Source organism: Sporosarcina sp. GTC18466 (assembly GCF_055389225.1).
Genome location: NZ_AP044037.1, coordinates 1,013,686 through 1,032,005, shown reverse-complemented (window position 1 = coordinate 1,032,005; position 18,320 = coordinate 1,013,686). Strand labels below are relative to the sequence as shown.

General features: G+C 50.2%; 19 protein-coding genes, 1 pseudogene and 1 riboswitch. Of the genes and pseudogenes, 14 read left to right on the top strand and 6 right to left on the bottom strand.

Going from position 1 to position 18,320, the window contains the following annotated elements:
- Positions 1 to 40 precede the first annotated feature (40 nt).
- From ACZ5FK_RS05150 to corA, 3 genes are all read left to right on the top strand, one after another.
- On the top strand, positions 41 to 772 hold the full coding sequence (locus ACZ5FK_RS05150; protein ID WP_464806837.1) for a sulfite exporter TauE/SafE family protein: 732 nt from the start codon (positions 41 to 43) through the stop codon (positions 770 to 772).
- A 77-nt stretch (positions 773 to 849) separates the two neighbouring features.
- Positions 850 to 1,335: a YmaF family protein gene (locus ACZ5FK_RS05145; protein WP_464807367.1), complete on the top strand. Its 486-nt coding sequence runs from the start codon at positions 850 to 852 to the stop codon at positions 1,333 to 1,335.
- Between the two features lie 96 nt (positions 1,336 to 1,431).
- Positions 1,432 to 2,394, top strand: a complete 963-nt coding sequence (gene corA / locus ACZ5FK_RS05140) for a magnesium/cobalt transporter CorA (RefSeq protein WP_464806836.1) — start codon at positions 1,432 to 1,434, stop codon at positions 2,392 to 2,394.
- A 35-nt stretch (positions 2,395 to 2,429) separates the two neighbouring features.
- On the opposite strand, the gene thpR is transcribed toward corA, so the two are convergent.
- Entirely contained in the window at positions 2,430 to 2,972 is a 543-nt protein-coding gene (thpR, locus tag ACZ5FK_RS05135) for an RNA 2',3'-cyclic phosphodiesterase (RefSeq protein WP_464806835.1), read from the bottom strand.
- Positions 2,973 to 3,042: 70 nt separating this feature from the next.
- Here thpR and ACZ5FK_RS05130 point away from each other — a divergent pair, with 70 nt between their 5' ends.
- The 3 genes from ACZ5FK_RS05130 (at position 3,043) to ACZ5FK_RS05120 (ending at position 6,883) form a co-directional block, all read left to right on the top strand.
- Entirely contained in the window at positions 3,043 to 3,846 is an 804-nt protein-coding gene (locus ACZ5FK_RS05130) for an HAD family hydrolase (RefSeq protein WP_464806834.1), read from the top strand.
- 378 nt (positions 3,847 to 4,224) lie between these two features.
- Positions 4,225 to 4,728, top strand: a complete 504-nt coding sequence (locus ACZ5FK_RS05125) for a DUF3231 family protein (RefSeq protein WP_464806833.1) — start codon at positions 4,225 to 4,227, stop codon at positions 4,726 to 4,728.
- A 109-nt stretch (positions 4,729 to 4,837) separates the two neighbouring features.
- Entirely contained in the window at positions 4,838 to 6,883 is a 2,046-nt protein-coding gene (locus ACZ5FK_RS05120) for a prolyl oligopeptidase family serine peptidase (RefSeq protein WP_464806832.1), read from the top strand.
- Positions 6,884 to 6,916: 33 nt separating this feature from the next.
- Here the strand turns inward: ACZ5FK_RS05120 and ACZ5FK_RS05115 are convergent, their stop codons facing one another.
- The gene (locus tag ACZ5FK_RS05115; protein ID WP_464806831.1) at positions 6,917 to 7,879 is read right to left on the bottom strand and encodes a M23 family metallopeptidase; all 963 of its coding nucleotides are present in this window, start codon (positions 7,877 to 7,879) and stop codon (positions 6,917 to 6,919) included.
- A gap of 143 nt (positions 7,880 to 8,022) precedes the next feature.
- Between ACZ5FK_RS05115 and ACZ5FK_RS05110 the strand changes: the two are divergent.
- Positions 8,023 to 8,208 (top strand): annotated as a pseudogene (locus ACZ5FK_RS05110) (DUF819 family protein); the annotation flags it as partial.
- Positions 8,209 to 8,289: 81 nt separating this feature from the next.
- Positions 8,290 to 8,607, top strand: a complete 318-nt coding sequence (locus ACZ5FK_RS05105) for a thioredoxin family protein (protein WP_464806830.1) — start codon at positions 8,290 to 8,292, stop codon at positions 8,605 to 8,607.
- Positions 8,608 to 8,913: 306 nt separating this feature from the next.
- Here the strand turns inward: ACZ5FK_RS05105 and ACZ5FK_RS05100 are convergent, their stop codons facing one another.
- Positions 8,914 to 9,633, bottom strand: coding sequence for a glycerophosphodiester phosphodiesterase (locus ACZ5FK_RS05100; protein ID WP_464806829.1), 720 nt, complete (start codon positions 9,631 to 9,633; stop codon positions 8,914 to 8,916).
- A gap of 99 nt (positions 9,634 to 9,732) precedes the next feature.
- A complete protein-coding gene (locus ACZ5FK_RS05095) occupies positions 9,733 to 10,017 on the bottom strand; it encodes an AbrB/MazE/SpoVT family DNA-binding domain-containing protein (protein ID WP_464806828.1) in 285 nt (94 codons plus the stop codon).
- 199 nt (positions 10,018 to 10,216) lie between these two features.
- Here ACZ5FK_RS05095 and ACZ5FK_RS05090 point away from each other — a divergent pair, with 199 nt between their 5' ends.
- The 4 genes from ACZ5FK_RS05090 to ACZ5FK_RS05075 all read left to right on the top strand — a co-directional run bounded on the left by ACZ5FK_RS05090 (position 10,217) and on the right by ACZ5FK_RS05075 (position 14,133).
- Entirely contained in the window at positions 10,217 to 11,074 is an 858-nt protein-coding gene (locus ACZ5FK_RS05090; RefSeq protein ID WP_464806827.1) for a YitT family protein, read from the top strand.
- Between the two features lie 172 nt (positions 11,075 to 11,246).
- A riboswitch (SAM riboswitch) is annotated at positions 11,247 to 11,353 on the top strand.
- Positions 11,354 to 11,428: 75 nt separating this feature from the next.
- Positions 11,429 to 12,337: a homoserine O-acetyltransferase MetA gene (gene metA, locus ACZ5FK_RS05085; RefSeq protein ID WP_464806826.1), complete on the top strand. Its 909-nt coding sequence runs from the start codon at positions 11,429 to 11,431 to the stop codon at positions 12,335 to 12,337.
- A gap of 60 nt (positions 12,338 to 12,397) precedes the next feature.
- Positions 12,398 to 13,102, top strand: a complete 705-nt coding sequence (locus tag ACZ5FK_RS05080) for a YetF domain-containing protein (protein ID WP_464806825.1) — start codon at positions 12,398 to 12,400, stop codon at positions 13,100 to 13,102.
- Positions 13,103 to 13,233: 131 nt separating this feature from the next.
- Positions 13,234 to 14,133, top strand: a complete 900-nt coding sequence (locus tag ACZ5FK_RS05075; protein ID WP_464806824.1) for an RluA family pseudouridine synthase — start codon at positions 13,234 to 13,236, stop codon at positions 14,131 to 14,133.
- A 44-nt stretch (positions 14,134 to 14,177) separates the two neighbouring features.
- Here the strand turns inward: ACZ5FK_RS05075 and ACZ5FK_RS05070 are convergent, their stop codons facing one another.
- Entirely contained in the window at positions 14,178 to 14,822 is a 645-nt protein-coding gene (locus tag ACZ5FK_RS05070; RefSeq protein WP_464806823.1) for a spore coat protein, read from the bottom strand.
- A 158-nt stretch (positions 14,823 to 14,980) separates the two neighbouring features.
- Here ACZ5FK_RS05070 and ACZ5FK_RS05065 point away from each other — a divergent pair, with 158 nt between their 5' ends.
- Positions 14,981 to 16,261 (top strand): glycoside hydrolase family 18 protein, encoded by a 1,281-nt coding sequence (locus ACZ5FK_RS05065; RefSeq protein WP_464807366.1) that lies wholly within the window; start codon positions 14,981 to 14,983, stop codon positions 16,259 to 16,261.
- A 48-nt stretch (positions 16,262 to 16,309) separates the two neighbouring features.
- On the opposite strand, the gene ACZ5FK_RS05060 is transcribed toward ACZ5FK_RS05065, so the two are convergent.
- Positions 16,310 to 16,450 (bottom strand): hypothetical protein, encoded by a 141-nt coding sequence (locus ACZ5FK_RS05060; RefSeq protein ID WP_464806822.1) that lies wholly within the window; start codon positions 16,448 to 16,450, stop codon positions 16,310 to 16,312.
- A 290-nt stretch (positions 16,451 to 16,740) separates the two neighbouring features.
- Here ACZ5FK_RS05060 and gdhA point away from each other — a divergent pair, with 290 nt between their 5' ends.
- On the top strand, positions 16,741 to 18,120 hold the full coding sequence (gdhA, locus tag ACZ5FK_RS05055) for an NADP-specific glutamate dehydrogenase (RefSeq protein ID WP_464806821.1): 1,380 nt from the start codon (positions 16,741 to 16,743) through the stop codon (positions 18,118 to 18,120).
- The last annotated feature ends 200 nt before the right edge of the window (positions 18,121 to 18,320 follow it).

Here is an 18,320-nt window from a genome sequence, read left to right as displayed (position 1 = left end):
AAGGAGTACACTAGAGATAATGACAGAGGGGGTGTTCCTCATGGAATATGTCGGACTATTTTTGATCGGCGTGGCGGCGACAACGATCGGCACGATGGCGGGTGGAGGAGGATTGATCAGCCTGCCGGCGATGCTGCTGCTTGGGGTGCCGATCCACTCGGCAATCGGCGCAAATAAAGTATCGAATACGGTCAGTTCCTTCTCCAGTTTTCTCGTCCTCTTGAGACAGAAGAAGGTGTCCTTTCGGGAATCCTGGTGGATGATCCCGGTCAGCCTTTTCGGAGGGGCGAGCGGCGGATTCCTCGCGACCCGGCTGACGGAGGGGCAGCTTACCATAGGCGCCATCATCCTGCTGACCTTCGCATTCATCACATCGTTTCTCGGAAAAGGGGATTTTACAGGGGATCAACAGCTCAAACCAGGCAAAGCAAGCATCCCTGGCCTGTACAGCATCGGCATTTACGACGGGATGTTCGGCCCGGGGCAGGGGACATTGATGTTCTATCTGTTCGGATATTTACGCATTTCGTATATCAGGGCAGTCGGCCTTGTACGGCTGGCTACGTTTTCTAGCTGTTTCGGAGCAGCTGTCACCTATATCGCCGCGGGAAAGATCATCTGGCCGGTGACGCTTATGCTCATGCTCGGTTCTGTAACCGGTGCCCAGCTTGGCGTGCGCCTCGCTGAAAAGCTGAAGCCTGCTTACGTGAAGCCGCTCTTGCGGGTTGTCACCGTCATACTGATATTGCAAATCGTCCTTGAACAATTGTAAACAATATGCGCGTCACCTCTAGGCTGTCATATACATATGATGCAATGATAAGAAAGGGGCTGACAAACGTGCAGGAAATGTACTTGCAAAACCCGTATGACGGCGCCGGCCACCCATATCCATACGACCCGGGCTTTCAGCAGACGGCTCCCTATGGGAACGGCATGCAATACCAGCAATCTTCCGATTTTGCGCAGCCGCAGATGAATCCGTATGGCTGGGCCGCTCCCGCAGCTGCCAGCATGCCGCAGCAGGCAGGCCAGCATACGCCAAGCCATGGACATACCCATGCGCACGGCGGAGCGACGACGTGCCAGAAAGGACATACACATCTGCATCCGGGCGTGACAAGTGTCCCAATTGAAACGGAGCAGGGGCATGTTCATTATTTGAGCGGAAATACGACCTTTGAGGATGGCCATATCCATCAGTATGAAGCATATACAAGCGTCCCGATTCCGCTCCCCGGCGGGTATCATACGCATTATGTGGAAATCAGGACGACGGAGGATGACGGGCACATCCATATCATCAAAGGGTACGTGGATCCTTCCCTCAGTTAAGAAGCGCAGATAGCTGGCGCTTCTTTTCCTTTGTATGAAGCGGCCGGCCAGCGGGTATAGGTGATAATAAGAAGAACGCGGAAAGGGGGCGACGCAATGATCCGGACGATGGGGGAAACGAGAGAAGGCGTCCTCGTGTATGATTTCACGCTGGAGGAGATCAAAAACCGCAAACTGGCATGGTACTGGGTCGATTTCGATCAGCCTACCCAGCACGAAGCCGACTATTTAAGCACCTATTTCAATTTTCACCCTCTCGCCATCGAGGACTGCCTCGGGCGCCTGCAGCGGCCTAAAATGGATGCGTATGACGACTATTTGTTCTTCGTGCTCCACTCAATCTGCCAGGAGGATCTCATGCCTGAGGAATTGAATCTGTTCATTGGCGACGGATTCATCGTCACGTTCCATTTCAATCAATTGCAGGAACTGAGCCAGGCAAGGGAATCCGTCATCAATCATAAAAAGAAGTGGGACAGGGGATATATGTACGCAGCGTACGAAGTGATCGACAAGGTGGTCGACCAGTACTTTCCGATCCTGTATAACATCGAAGATCATCTTGATGAAATCGACGATCAGCTATCGCCGCAAAATGTCCATTTGTCAATGGATTATATATTCGAAGTGAGGCGGGATCTGCTGCGGCTGCGCCGCACCATATTTCCGATGCGCGAACTGCTATACCGCATGCTCGATTCGGAAAGGCTCGATCTGACAGCGCATGAGCAGGCGTATTTCTCGGATATTTACGACCATCTGCTCCGCTTAGTGGAGATGGTAGATGCGAACAGGGAATTGACGGCGGATATACGCGACAGCCAGATGTCGATCAATTCGGACCGGATGAACAGCATCATGATGACGCTGACGATCGTTTCGACGGTGTTCATCCCGCTGACGTTCATCGCAGGCGTCTATGGCATGAACTTCGATTATATGCCGGAGCTTCATTACCATTATGCATATCCTGCCATCCTCATCATCATGGGGCTGATCGCGCTGGCATTGCTAATCTGGTTCAAGTATAAAGGCTGGCTCGGCATGGACAAGTCATAGAAGGACAGAGGCGCGCGTGCGTGCCCCTGTCCTTTTCATTGCAATGTAAAATAGGCGGCCTGCTCGTATTTTGGCGTGCGCTCCGGGTGGATGGCGAAGAGGGAGAACCCTGCCACGTCAAAGCCGATCGGCGTAAAATTCTCTTTTTCTATGACGATGCCGTAATCGCTCTTCCTCTTTTTGGCTATCGTCATATGGGGCGTGAAACGGTTCGATTCCTGCTTTCCTGTCAAAGAAGCTGCAGCGCCATGGACGTCGCGCTGCAAAGAGGCAAGAGGGTCCGATTTCTCCGTGCCGATGTAGACGACGCGCGGCCCTTTCGGCGAGCCGAAAAATGAAAGGTGGCTGAACTCAAGATGGAACCCCTTATGTGAAGAGGCGGTCTCGCTTAGTGCCTTTGACAAGGGACCGAGCTTTTCTTCCGGCATGGCGCCAATGAAGAACAGCGTAATATGCAAATCTTCCATATGGGGAAGGACTTTGTATGTGTCCGCAAGCTGGAGACGCTCGCGGAATGTTTCCACCTGTCCGCAGATGGAGGCGGGGGCTTTGATGCCGATGAAATAATGCCGATCCATAGTTGACCTCCTATTTGCTCCGCTTAGAGCGTTTTTCCTGTATACTAGTCTGAAAATAGGGGTGATGCAAATGATACGAGGAATTCTGTTCGATTTGGATGATACATTGCTGTGGGACCGGAAAAGCATCGACACCGCTTTTCGGAAAACATGTGCGTATGCTGCGTCAAAAGCGAAAGTGGACGCCGTGCAGCTCGAGAAATCGGTCCGCAGCTCGGCAAGAAGGCTGTATGAGTCCTACGATACATATGAATTCACCAAGATGATCGGCATTAATCCGTTCGAGGGGCTGTGGGGGCGCTTTGACGATCCGGGAGACGAGTTTGGAAAGATGAAGGAACTCGCTCCTATATACCAGCGGGATGCATGGACGGACGGATTGCGGGAAACAGGCATCGCGGACCGCATGCTTGGAGCGGAACTTGCGGTACGTTTCCGAGATGAGCGCAAGGCATGCCCGTTTGTCTATGAGGAGACGTTCGATGTGCTCGGACGCCTCCAAAAAGACGGTTTCCGGCTAGCGCTTCTGACAAACGGAGCACCGTCTTTGCAAATGGAGAAATTGTCTTTGACTCCTGAGCTGGCGCCTTATTTTGATGGTGTCATCATCTCGGGCGCGTACGGCAAAGGAAAACCGGACGAAGGCATATTCCGCCATGCGCTTGAAGCAATGGGCATCCCTGGGGAGGAAGCACTCATGGTCGGCGACAATTGCATGACGGACATACTTGGGGCTTCCCGCGCCGGAATCCGATCTGCCTGGCTGAACCGCGAAGGGAAGCAGGCTCCACGTGACGTGCAGCCGACTTATGAAATACAGGATCTCACCGGCCTGTTTGCCATTTTAGAGCAGGCGGACCAGCAGACTGTCTAATGAGAAAACGAGCCGGTATGGCTCGTTTTTTCATTTTCAAAAGGATTTCTTCTCTGAGCGTAGTATGTGAAATGACTGCGCGGGTCATCCTTCATTCAAATAGACTTTCTGGGCTGCTGCGACGCCGGTTCCCAGCTGAATCGATTTCCCGAGTTTCATAAGAGCGAGGTCCAAGACACCGATCGCCTGCAGGATATCGGCAGGCGAGCAGTATTATGGCGCCTGTCTCCTCATTAAGCAGAAAATTAAATTAGGTACAATGATAACAAAACAAAACTCCCTGTCAACAATTTTTCACCGGCTGGACGAATAATTTCTATTCATTGAGACAAGCTAAAATGGAAACCCGGAAAATGAAAATGGAAAGAGGAGAGACGAATGGGAATTCTAAGCGGTAATCCAAAAGACGAGCCGATGCATTATGGCGAAATCACAGGCTGCTGGGCGTATGTCGGAGCGAACAAAGGGCTGATCAGTGCATATGAAGCATTCATCAATCATGCAGGTGATGAAGACTTGAAAGCGCTGCTAAAAGAAGCAGTTGACACGATGAAGGAAGAGAACAAAGAGATCGAGGGAGTACTGAAGGAAAACGGCATCACGCCGCCGCCGACATTGCCGGAGCGCGCTGTCGCCAGTTCCGATGATATTCCGGTCGGAGCACGTTTCATGGATCCGGAAATATCTGCAGCTGTCTCGATCAACGTCGGCCAAGGCATGGTATCTTGCAGCCAAGTGATGGGCCAATGCTTGCGTGAAGATATCGCTGTGATGTTCGGCAAGTTCATCACTAATAAGATGATGTTCGGCAAGAAACTGCTTCGCATGAACAAGGAGAAGGGCTGGATCATCCCGCCGCCGATCCACCACGCACAAGGGTGACAGCTGGAATTTTCCAGCTGTTTTTTTTATTGCTGCATAAGCACTTTATCGTGCGAACTATCAGAACAGATGGTAAACTGACAAAGATAACTAGACAGGGGGAATGGCAATGAAAACAGCCGTGGAAACGAAGAAAGAACATGTCGTAACGGATTATCACGGGACGCTGGTCGAAGATCCCTATCGCTGGCTGGAAGATGCGGATGATGCGGAAGTCAAGCAATGGGGAGATGCACAGAACGCATTGACGGCAAGATTCCTGGAGACCTATCCTAAACGGGAAGAGGTCAAGGAAAGACTGACTGGACTATGGGACTTTCCAAAGTATTCTGTTCCGCGAAAAGAAGGGGACTATACCTATTATCAAAAGAACGACGGCCTGCAAAACCAGTCCGTGTTCTACCGGACGAAGGATCTGGCGTCAGGTGATAAGGAGCTTGTGCTCGATCCGAACACGATGAATGAGGAAGGGACAGCCGCACTTACGAACCTCGCCTTTACGAAAGATGGGAAGCGCCTGGCGTACGGGGTTTCTTTCAACGGCAGCGACTGGCAGGAGATCCGGATCCGGAATCTTGAAACAAACGAAGATGAATCCGATCTGATCAAATGGTGCAAGTTCAGCAGCATCGCCTGGAACGAAGAAGGGACGGGCTTCTATTATAACCGTTTCCCTGAGCCGGGCACCGTTTCTGCCGAAGATGAAAGCAATTATAACAAAGTGTACTGGCACACGGTCGGCACGCCGCAAGAGGACGACAAGCTCATTTATGAGGATCCAGCGAACAAAGGGCTGTCATTCAATCCGATATTGTCGGATGACTACAAATACCTGATCCTGTCTGTCTGGAAAGGCACGGAGAATAAAAGCCGGATCTATTACAAAGAGGCAGGGACGGATGGAGAATTCATCAAGCTTCTTGCGGATGATGATGCCCGTTATGACTTTGTCGGAAATGACGGGACGCTCTTTTACTTTGTGACGAACGCTGATGCACCGAAAGAGCGGGTCATAGCGATCGATATCGACAACCCGAAGCGCGGCAACTGGAAAGATATCATCCCAGAGCAGGAAGATGTATTGGCGTTCGCGTCCATCATCGGCAACCGGTTCGCTGTCTGCCATCTGCATAACGCGCACTATCAGCTGAAAATCCATAGTCTTGAAGGAGAGCATCAGGCGGATGTGCCGCTGCCGGATTTCGTGACAATCGCAGGCATCTCGGGCAAGCGGAAAAGCCCAGAAATGTTCATCGGCTATACATCATATCTCGCACCGCTATCCGTCGTGCGCTATGACATTGAAAAAGGTGACCTCAGTACGGTGTTTCAATCCGACCAGTTCAGTTCAGCGGGTTATGAAACAGTCCAGGTCTTTTATCCGTCAAAGGACGGGACCGAGATTCCGATGTTCCTCACCCATAAGAAAGGGATCGAGAAAAATGGTGCCAATCCGGTTTTGCTGTATGGCTATGGCGGATTCAATGTAAGTCTTACGCCGACCTTCTCACCAGCGGTCCATCTATGGCTCGAAGAGGGCGGCATCTATGCAGTCGCAAACTTGCGGGGCGGCGGTGAATTCGGGGACGATTGGTATAACGCAGGGACGCTTGAGCGGAAACAGAATGTCTTCGATGACTTCATCGCAGCAGCGGAATGGCTGTTAAAGGAGAAGTATACGAGCAGCCAGAAGCTGTCCATCATGGGCGGCAGCAACGGCGGGCTTCTGGTCGGTGCGTGCATCACCCAGCGTCCGGATCTGTACGGGGCGGCTGTCTGCCAAGTGCCGGTCATTGATATGCTTCGTTATCATAAGTTTACTGTCGGCAGGTATTGGGTCACAGATTTCGGAAACGCAGAGGAGAGCGCTGAGCAGTTCAAGTATATGTACGCCTACTCACCGCTCCATAATGTGAAGGAAGGCACGAGCTACCCGCCGACCTTGATCACGACGGCGGATACGGACGATCGGGTCGTTCCGCTTCACGCGAAAAAATTCGCGGCAACGTTACAGGCGGCACAGGCGGGCGACAATCCGATCTTGCTGCGGATTGAAAAGAACGCAGGGCACGGCCTCGGGAAGCCGACCGTGAAAATCATCGAGGAACAGACGGATATCTATTCCTTCCTATTCAAGACATTGCAAGTCGATTGATAAGAGAAGAGCCTGGCATCCAGTATGCCAGGCTTATTTTTGGTTTTCCCAAGTACGGAGGGATGGGTAGGGATCGAAGGACCATTCCGTCCGGCCATTGTACTTATACATGCCGTAATGCAGATGCGGCGGGAACTTGCCCGAGGTGCCTTCCTTTCCGTACCCCGAACTGCCTACAAAGCCGATGACGGTGCCAGGCTCAACGACATCGCCTTCCGAAATATCCTTATTGAAATACGCAAGATGGGCAAAATAGTGATACGTATTATGATTGTCGCGGATGCCGACGCGCCAGCCGCCGTACTCGTTCCAGCCCATCACTTCGATGACGCCATACGAAGTTGCACGGACAGGAACGCCATAGCCCGCAAAAATATCAGTGCCTTCATGGATTCGTCTGCCGCCCCACCCGCGCTTTGCGCCCCATGTCCCTTTATACGTGTAATTGTATTCTTTAGGGATCGGGAAGCGGTGCTCATCAAGGTCGATCGTCTCAAAATGAGAAAACAATTTCGCGATCGCCATCACCTGCTTGACGGTCTCCTCTTTTCCATAGAAGTCTTCAAGAGCAGTCCGGAATCCGTCCTCCGCCGGACCGTATTTCAATAAGTGTTTATGGATAGTTGCAAGAACATCTGCCGGATTATTGCGGTCTGCAATCCCGTCAAGATCACCGTCTTCGCCATGTCCTCCGAAGTAGCCGATTGAAAATGGCGAGACATCTTCCAGGTCAGGGTTTACCGCGCCTGCCCACAGTTCAGGCGGGTGGAGGATCGAAATGGGTCCATCAACCTTCGGCAAGTCTTGGCGCACCTGCCGGATATTCCGCTCATATTGATCAATGGCGGCAAGATGATACCAGGGAACGAGGTCATCGCTGAACCGTAAATAGAACTCCATCCGTTCATTCGGAAGCGTCTCCGTCTCCTCTGACAGGACCGCTGTGCTGAACGATAGAAAAAAGATGAAAGTGAAGGCAACAGCCATTCGGCGCATGACGCAATCCTCCTTTGCTCCTTGTAGTGTGCCCAGAGTGGAATGAATCATGAAGCCGGAAAAGCGGTTTGTTCGATGGCTGGAATAGATATATGAATATGCTATGATTAAGCTAGCAAGTTAGAAGATTTCGAGAAAGGGGAGATCTGGAAGATATTCTGCTCGTCAGCAATGCCAATATCGGAGGAACGACAACCGCGGCTGCCATGGCAATCGCTAAAGGATGGAAGAACCTGATCGGGCCGATTCTCGTTGTTGGAACAATCGGGTACATCATCGGAAACTATATAGGCACAACGCTCGGCCTCTGGTTTGGCACGATGCTATAGAAGCATGCGGGATGGAACTCGCTTCCCGCCGTGCTATACTGACGTAGAGAAACTACCTAGATTCAGACTGGAGTGACAGACATGGAAAAACTGCAATCGAAGGAACAATTCGAGCAGCTGCGCAATGAGGAACGGGTCGTCTTCTTATTTTCGGCGGACTGGTGTCCTGATTGCCGCATCATCGAACCGATCCTTCCCGGCATCGAAGCGGATTATCCCGAATACACATTCATCTATGTAGACCGCGACGACTTTATCGAAATATGCCAGGAAAATGACATCTACGGAATCCCAAGTTTCCTCGCGTTCAATCAAGGCAAGGAAACCGGCCGCTTTGTCAGCAAAGACCGGAAGACACGGGAGCAGATTGAGGAATTTTTGAATAGCCTTTCTGCTTAAATGAAAAGGACCTCTTCTCGTGAAAAAAATGTCTCGAATTTCAAAGGGTCTCTGTACAATCAAAAAAGGCAATTTCTGTTCAGTTTTGATCAGAAATCGCCTTTTTCTTCCTCTCTTCACTGCACTTTTTCCGTAAAGGAGCTAGAGGCGCGGTTTCAGATTGACGGAAAACGTCCGCCCGGAACGGAAATCCACGGCGCCAAACGGAAAAGCCCGGCAGGACCAGTAAATCGTTTCATGCCGAGCTAAAAAGCAACTTGGGTACTTTTCGGTGCCCTTCTCCTGAAAGGAGCTTTCCTTTTTTGCTTATTCATTCAATTCATCATGCATCCGCTCGGGATAATCCGTGAAGATCGCCTGGACGCCGGCTTTTTTCAGCATATGGGCGTACTCCGTGTCGTTCACCGTAAAGGTTCGGACCGGGATGCCGGCTGCGAAAACCTCTTCGAACGAGGGGCGGATTGCGGTTGGGAACAGAACATGATAGCTATCAGCAGGAATCGAGCGTAAATAAGCGAGCGGGCGGACTAGGACTTCCATCGTCAACGCACCAGTCTCAATCTGCGGCGCGAGTTCCTTCGCCTTTTGGATGGCACTGTGGTCGAATGATGACAGGATCACCCGGTCTTCGAAGTGATAGGCATGGATGAGCTCCAACACTTTTTCGACCATCCCTTCATACGGGAAGATGTCTGACTTCAGTTCGATATTTAAAATATGTCCAGTATCTTTGAATACGTTGAACACGTCCCCGAGCGTCGGGATCTGCTGCCCTTCGAAGTCCTTGGAGAACCAGCTGCCGAAATCATATTGGCGCAGCTCCTCGAGTGTCATATCCTTGACGAACCCTTTCCCGTTTGACGTCCTGTCGATCGTTTCGTCATGGATGATGGCAAGTTCACCATCCTTCGTCATATGTACGTCAAATTCGATGCCGTGTACAGGGAGACGGGCCGCTTCCTGAAAGGCTGCAAGTGTGTTCTCAGGGAATGTTCCTGATGCTCCCCGGTGTGCAAAAATGTTCATCTGTCAGACTCCTTCCGGTTTTAAGGGTAGATCGTTACTTTGACTATATCATACGCTCATAAAAAAGACCGTTTTCCACAGGAAGACGGCCTTGATCATTCAATCTACATCGAGATCGCTATTTTCTTTGATTTCCTCGAGGAGAATCTCGGCCCCTTTCGGACTGATGTACATTCCATTGGATAGCCGCCGGTTCTCAGGGGAAATGACACCGGTAACAACACACGCCTCATCGACTACGTATTTCCGCAAGATGATCATGTCGTCATCCACAAAAATTTCAAGAGGCGAGCCTTTGTCCAACTGAAGGGTATTCCTCAACTCTTTCGGAATGACGATACGTCCCAGATGATCCACTTTCCTGACAATGCCTAAACTGCGCATGCATATTTCCTCCTTTTGATATGCAATTCCACCAGTTATTGCTACTCTGCTAGCGGATTTCATATTTTCCAAAATGATTAGTATACTCTGCTTCTATTTCCTTATTTGCTACTATTCCTTTTCTCCTTCTTTTAAAACTTTGCAACCGGACTATTTCTGGTAAAATGAGTAGGGTTATAAAAGGAAAGGAGCAATCGTCATGGCAAATGGTATACGTAAAACTACGGCACTCGACTATGCGCAAATCATCTTAGGCGCTGCGCTTGTCGGCTTGGCCTTTAACTTATTTCTTCTTCCTGCAAGGATAGCGGCGGGCGGAGTTTCGGGAATCAGCACAATCGTCTATGAAATGTTCGGCTATCAGCCGGCATATACGCAGTGGATTATCAATATTCCGCTGATTGTCCTTGGTTTTGTGCTTGGCGGCAAAGAGTTCAGCCTGAAGACAATCGTCGGCACGTTCGCTGTACCGTTCGTCATCTGGCTGACGCACGATATGCATCTGACGCTTCATAATCCGATGCTGAGCGCGATTTACGGGGGGATTATGCTTGGCATCGGGCTTGGCATCGTCTACCGCGGAAACGGCTCCACCGGCGGCACTGCGCTGATCGCCCAGCTGCTCAAAAAGTATACTGGCATCTCGAGCGGCTTTTCCCAGCTGATCGTCGATGGGATTGTCGTCGTGACGTCCGCATTCGTTTTCAACTTTGAACTTGCCCTGTATGCCCTCATGTCCATCTACGTGACAAGCAAGGTAATCGACTTTGTCCAGCTGCAAGTTTCTCCGACAAAGCTGGTCCTCATCATCACGGAGCATGAGCAGCAAGTGCAGGCGATCATCCGCGACGAGATCGACCGGGGTCTTACAAAAGTGAAATCGACGGGCGGGTTTTCCGATCATGATAAAACGATGATCTTCTGCGTAGTGGAACAAGCGGAGGCGGTTTATTTGAAGAAGGTTCTGCAGACTGCCGAACCGACCTCCTTCGTCATATTCTTGAATGCTTCTGAAATACTCGGTCTCGGATTCTCAAAAGCTAAAATATATCAATAATTCATGCTTCACTCTAATTATTGCAAAAAATAAGTGTTTTGTCTAGGCGATGCTAGGTATATATGCCTTTTTGCAAACTGCAAGTGCTGCTGGATATGCAAAGACCGAATCATCCGGAAATTAATAGATGCATTTTAGAAACATCATGGTATACTAGTGAAAATTGAATAGTTCCTTATCAAGAGAAGCTGAGGGATTTGGCCCGACGACGCTTCAGCAACCTCTGCGCAAGCAGGAAGGTGCTACTTCCAACAAGATGTGAATCTTGAGAGATAAGAGCGATATAGAAGCAATGCCTCGTTCCTGTCTCCAGCGGAACGAGGCTTTTTTAATTGAGATGAAGGGGGAATGGCAATGCCAATCAATATACCGAAAAGCCTGCCCGCAGGCGAATTGCTGAAAGAGGAAAAGATTTTCATCATGGATGAAGAACGGGCGACCACGCAGGATATCCGGCCGCTCAGCATTATCATCTTGAACTTGATGCCCGAGAAGGAACGGACGGAACTGCAGCTGCTCCGGCTTCTTGGCAATACGCCACTCCAGGTGAACATTTCGTTTCTGCATACCGCATCGTACGAGTCCAAGAATGTGAGCAAAAGCCATCTGGAGGAATTCTATACGACATTCGATCAGATCAAAAACCGTAAATTTGACGGGATGATCATCACAGGCGCGCCGATTGAGCATCTGCCCTTCGAAGAAGTCGTATACTGGGATGAAATGAAGCAGATCATGGACTGGTCAAAGACGAACGTGACATCCGTCCTTCATATTTGCTGGGGAGCGCAGGCCGCGCTGTACCACCATTATGGCATTGACAAGCATGACTTGCCCGGAAAGCTTTCCGGCGTCTACAATCATACATTGACCGATCCGACCGTCACACTTGCGAGGGGCTTCAACGATGAGTTCAGAGCACCGCATTCGCGATACACATCCGTTTCCATCGACGAAATCAAATCCCATCCAGGCCTTGAACTGCTGGCCGTTTCGGATGAAGCGGGGGCGTTCATCATCCTGTCCAAAGATGAGAAGCATATCATGGTCACCGGTCACCTGGAATACGATGCAACGACACTGGCAGAGGAATATGAGCGGGATCTTGCAAAAGGGCTCGATAGTGAAGTGCCTGCTAATTACTTCCCTGACAATGATCCCACCAGGCGCCCTCTCAATACATGGCGTTCCCATACGCATCTTTTGTTCTCCAATTGGCTGAATTATTATGTGTACCAGGAAACGCCGTTTGATTGGAAGTAAGCTCCGGAGCGCATAATTTCACCTGGACAGCGCACACTCCTTAACACGGAGGTGTCACAAATGGGTGATGGTTTTTTTAAGTTTGAGTTTTGGGAGATGACAGCCCGTGTCATATCCACATTCATTGTGCTGCTGATCCTTGCAAGATTCCTTGGAAAAAAACAGATTTCCCAATTGACGTTTTTCCATTACGTAACTGGAATCACAATCGGCTCCATCGCAGGGGAAGTCGCGGCGCAATCAGAGACCCCTTTTATTAATGGTATTTATGCAATGGCTTTATGGGCGGTTTTGACCTATGCCATGAACCTGATGACATTGAAGTCGAAAAAAGTCAGGGTCTTACTGGATGATGAACCTACCGTCATCATGCATAACGGAAAACTGAATGAACAGGCGATGAAGAAAGAACGCTTGAATTTGAACGATCTGAATATGATGCTCAGGGAACAAGGAATCTTCTCCATCAAAGACGTAAACTATGCCATCTTGGAGACGAATGGACAATTAAGCGTTCTTGTCAAAGCAGATCAAGGGCCGGCGACGAAGAAAGATGTGAAAGCGCCAGCACCTGACCCGAAATACATTCCAACTGAAATCATATCTGACGGGAAAGTCCAGACAAAGAACCTTCAGGAGCTCGGTCTGACCGAGCAGTGGCTGAACGAACAGCTGAAGAGCCAGGGCATCGGGAAGGCACACCAAGTGTTTTACGCGGAAATCCAGCAAGACGGCAGTCTGCATGTAGATCAGCGGTCTGCATAGGAAGGGATTCGCCAACGCGGCGGATTCCTTTTTAACTTGTTTGGTGATGGGGCAGCTGCTATGGTAGAATAAACGATTGATATCCATTGCCAATAAACGGTTACTGACCATAGAAGATCTAGGAGGCACTTATGCGTAAAGATCAAAAACAGCCCTCACGCCATTCGGCTGCTCATCATGTACAAGAGGAATCGGAAATGCTCCCATTCTTGCTGCAAGCACTTGGGAAAACAAGCCGTAATTCTGTGAAATCCATCCTGTCCAGGGGACAAGTGAGTGTGAACGGCACCACGGTCACCAGGCATGACCATGTGCTGCGGCCAGGAGACCAAGTGGAAATTCTCATGAACAAGGCGGCAAAGGAGGAAAGCCGCCTGCAGGGGATCACTATTCTCCATGAAGATGATGATTTGATTGCGGTGGATAAAGAAGCGGGTCTTCTGACGGTTGCTGCAAAAGACAAGTCTGAAGTCACTGCGTTCAGCCAAGTGGCAAAATATGTCCGCGGGATGAATCCGAAAAACAGGGTCTTTGTCGTCCACCGGCTCGACCAGGGTACGTCCGGCGTGCTGCTGTTCGCTAAGAGTGAAGAGATGAAGCGGAAATTGCAAGACAACTGGAACGAACTTGTGAAACTGCGCTTGTATACTGCACTCGTGCAAGGGAACGTCAAGAAGGATGAAGGCACGGTCAAGTCCTGGCTCAAAGAGACGAAGACATTCAAAATGTATTCCTCTCCGGTGGATAACGGAGGGCAGCTCGCCATCACGCACTACCGGAAGCTCCGCGGGGGCCATAATACGACCTTGCTGGAGTTGAAACTTGATACGGGACGCAAAAACCAGATCCGTGTTCATATGGAAGAGATCGGCCATCCGATCGTCGGAGACAAAAAGTATGGCTCTACCGTCAACCCGATCAAGCGGCTCGGACTCCATGCGAACGCCATTGAGCTGATCCATCCTGTGACGGGTGAACGGATCCGTTTCGAGTCAGAAGTGCCGAGGGAATTTTTCAGGAAAATAAAGTGAAAAGAAAAGCAAACGTCCAACCGGAACGTTTGCTTTTCATGTTGTTATTGCAAGTTCTGATTTTGTCCCATTTGGCCCATCTGCGCCTGAGCAGGAGCATATGCACCCATGATGGCCTGCATATCCTGCTGAGTCAGCTGTGGAACCTGGTAGAAGTGGTGTTTATTCTGATAAATGGAAAGCTCGTAAGCCATTTCAATGCAATTCGGGACAGAGTCGGCAAGGATTCTGCGAACGACAGGGTTTGTCGTCTCCAGGGCAGCCATCGCTTTATGGGAAGCAGCTTCTTTAGTCGCCCCAAGCAAGAAGCCTGAAATGACTTCATCATTCAGCTCATTTGCAGATTGCATAGGCTTCTTCGGCTGGGACGGCTTCATGCCGTAAACAAAGTCGTTACCAGTTTTCATCTTATAGCTTCCAGTCGGATGGGATGGGTCCTGTCCTGTTTTGAAAGCTTGCAGTGTAATATTGTATTCATCCTGCATAAAGCGGAGCTGGCGATCCAGAATATCAAGAAGCTCAGGATCTTTTACGTGAGGCCGCAAGATAACGGATTGGTTCATTGCGCCAATTGCGGCACTTAGTACTTCATGGACATCGAACATCTCATGGCCGCCATGGTTCATCTTCTGAGGAACAGGGCCGGTTTGCATATTCTCATGCGTCTGACCGAATGGATTTTGGGTCATGTACAAGTCCTCCTTTTGTTTGTGGTCAATCAAATATAGTATGGTGAAGCAAAAGGGAACTATACGCGAGAAAGCCGGCGAGCGCAGTCATAAAAATCATCCTTCGAAAATAGATTATACGAGAGCTTGTATAGTATAGCGGAAGGCGGATGATGGACTTGCAAATCCACGTAGTACAAAAAGGACAAAGCTTGTATGGGATCGGGCAGGCATATGGAGTATCGTATGAAACAATAGCCACGGCGAATGAATTGCCGGATCCTGCGCGGCTTGCGGTCGGCCAAGCATTGGTGATCCCCATTACAGGGAGATATCACTATGTTCAGCCGGGCCAGTCGCTGTACATGATTTCGCGAATGTATGGACTCTCTGTAGCGGAGCTCGCAAGGATAAATGGAATCTCGCAGTCAGGTATACTGCAGATCGGACAGCGCCTGTATATCCCGCCGAAACAGAAAAGACTGATTGACACGCTCGCTTATGTTGAACCAAGACAGCCCATCAGCGACGTGCTGATCGAGGAAGTGAGGCGGCGTTCGCCGCAGCTGACTTATTTGGCAATGTTCAGCTATGAAGCGCAGCGCAACGGCACGTTGAAAGAACCGCCGATTGATGATTTGCCGAAATTGGCAGCAGCTAATGGAACAGTGAATGCGCTTGTCGTCAGCAATCTGGAAAACTATGCATTCAGCGGAGATCTGGCAAACGTTTTATTCACGGATAAGAAGGTCCAGAGCCGCCTGTTTGAAAATATTGTCCAAGTCGCGAAGCGGGTCGGGTATTTGGATGTCCATTTCGATTTCGAATTTCTGAAGCCTGCCGACCGGGAATTATATAACGATTTTCTGAGAAGCGCCCGCGTCCGTTTCAAGGCTGCGGGTCTCGGACTATCAGCGGCACTGCCTCCGAAAGGCAGTGAAAGCCGGACAGGACTGTACGGCGCATTCGATTATAAGACAATTGGCGAGATCTGTGATTTTGTCACTCTGATGACGTATGAGTGGGGATATTCCTACAGCGATCCTCAGGCCGTCAGCCCACTGCCGCAAGTCAGGGGGATCGTGGAATATGCAGTGAGCAAAATACCGTCCGAAAAGATCTTCCTAGGCCAGAACTTGTATGGGTATGACTGGGCCGCCCCGTTTCCGCCGCAGAGCGGAGTTGCAGCGAGGGCGCTGAGTCCTCAGCAGGCGCTGCTCCAGGCGATTCGGATGAATGCCGCCATCGAATACGACTACACTGCGCAGGCGCCGCATTATACGTATTATGAAAATGGAGTGGAGCACGTCGTCTGGTTTGAGGACGCTCGCAGCATCCAAGCCAAATTCGACCTCGTCAAAGAATTCAACTTGCGAGGCATGATGTATTGGAAACTGGGATTGTCGTTTCCGCAAAACTGGCTGCTTCTCACAGACAACTTCACGATTCGGCGACGATAAAGACAAGGGGAACCATCCGGCTATAAACAGCTGAAGGTTCCCCTTTTTTCATTCTTTGGCTATATAATTCAGCACCGTTTGAAATACGTCGATATCAGGGTTGATGAGCAGAGCTGGAAGGAATGCAAAGGTCAGGATGATCATCAGATTCGCTCCGATGACAGTACGCAGCAGCTTGTGGATTCTCATAATGCATCTCCTCTTTCTCTTCGTTTTTCTCCCATATACAATTGACTGGGCCATACTACTCCTGTTTTTGCAAATTGTAAATGGAATATATTGCTCCTGAAGAAATGCGATGTACATGGATTATTCATATCCGAACTTCATTGTATTCATTTTCCTGATAAAATAGTTGTGTATATTGAAAGATTCAGTAATAATAATGAAAACGGAGAATCTACTGCGGTACATTCCCAATCTATGACAGAGGACATACTTTTTTGTTCTTCGATGACCTAACAGAAAGGGATGAGCTTATGGCTAGAATTCATGCAGAACAGGATAATCGGAACCGTGCGAATGACTATGTGCACGAAGTATATGAACTTGTAAAAAGGCGGAATCCAGCCGAGACAGAATTCCTTCAGGCGACGAGGGAAATATTCGACTCTTTGCGGCCGGTGTTCAGAAAGCATCCGGAGTATATTGAAAACGGCATTCTGGAACGGATTACTGAACCGGAGCGGATTGTCTCTTTTCGCGTCGCCTGGGAGGATGATAAGGGAAAGGTCCAGGTGAACCGGGGATTCCGCGTGCAGTTCAACAGCGACCTGGGGCCGTATAAAGGCGGCATCCGGTTTCACCCGTCCGTCAACAGCAGCATCATGAAGTTCCTCGCGTTCGAGCAGATTTTCAAGAATGCGCTGACCGGCCAGCCGATCGGGGCAGGCAAGGGAGGCGCGGATTTCGATCCGAAAGGGAAATCAGACAGGGAAATCATGCGTTTCACGCAAAGCTTCATGACTGAACTGGCAAAACATATTGGACCTGATATCGATGTGCCTGCCGGTGACATCGGAGTCGGCAAGCGGGAAATCGGTTATATGTTCGGGCAGTACAACCGGCTGAAGGGCGGCTATGAGGCAGGCGTCCTTACCGGGAAGGATCCAGACCATGGCGGGAGCCTCGGCAGGAAAGAGGCGACAGGGTACGGCACCGTCTATTTTGTGGAAGAGATGCTGCGTGAGCACGGCATGTCGTTCGAAGGCATGAAGGTCGTCGTATCGGGGTCCGGCAACGTTTCGACATACGCGATGGAGAAGGCGCAGCAGCTGGGCGCACGAGTCGTCGCATGCAGCGACTCGGACGGCTACATCTATGATGAGGAAGGCATTGATCTGAAGACAGTCAAGCGGCTGAAAGAAGAGGAGAAGAAGCGGATTTCCGAGTATGTGAAAGAGCATCCCGGCGCCGAGTATCATAAGGACTGTTCGGCGATCTGGTCCATTCCATGCGATGTCGCCCTTCCTTGCGCCACGCAGAATGAAATCGATGAAGTGTCCGCACATCTTCTGATTGCAAACGGGGTGAAAGCGATCGGGGAAGGCGCCAATATGCCGTGCACAATAGAAGCGATCAACATCTTTCTTGAGAATGACATCTTGTTTGCTCCCGCTAAAGCGGCGAACGCGGGGGGCGTCGCTGTATCAGCTATGGAAATGTCACAGAACAGCATGCGTCTTGGATGGACGGCAGAAGAAGTGGATGACCGGCTGAAAGTGGTCATGCGGAATATTTACGCGAGCTGCAAGGAAGCCGCGAAGGAATACGGCGATCCAGGCAACTTTGTCATGGGTGCCAACATAGCAGGCTTCCTGAAAGTGGCCAATGCCATGGTCGCTCACGGCATCCGGTAAAAGAGAAAGTATACCACTGCAATGAAAATTGCGGTGGTTCAGACTGTATACAAAAGGGTTGGAGATCACAGATCTCCAACCCTTTTGAGTAAACAAGTCATTTAAAGTGGATTGAAACAACGTTGATTTCCGTTCCGGGCGGACGCTTTCCGGGGGGCTTGCCCTCAGCCTCCTCGTCGCTTCGCTCCTGCGGGGTCTTC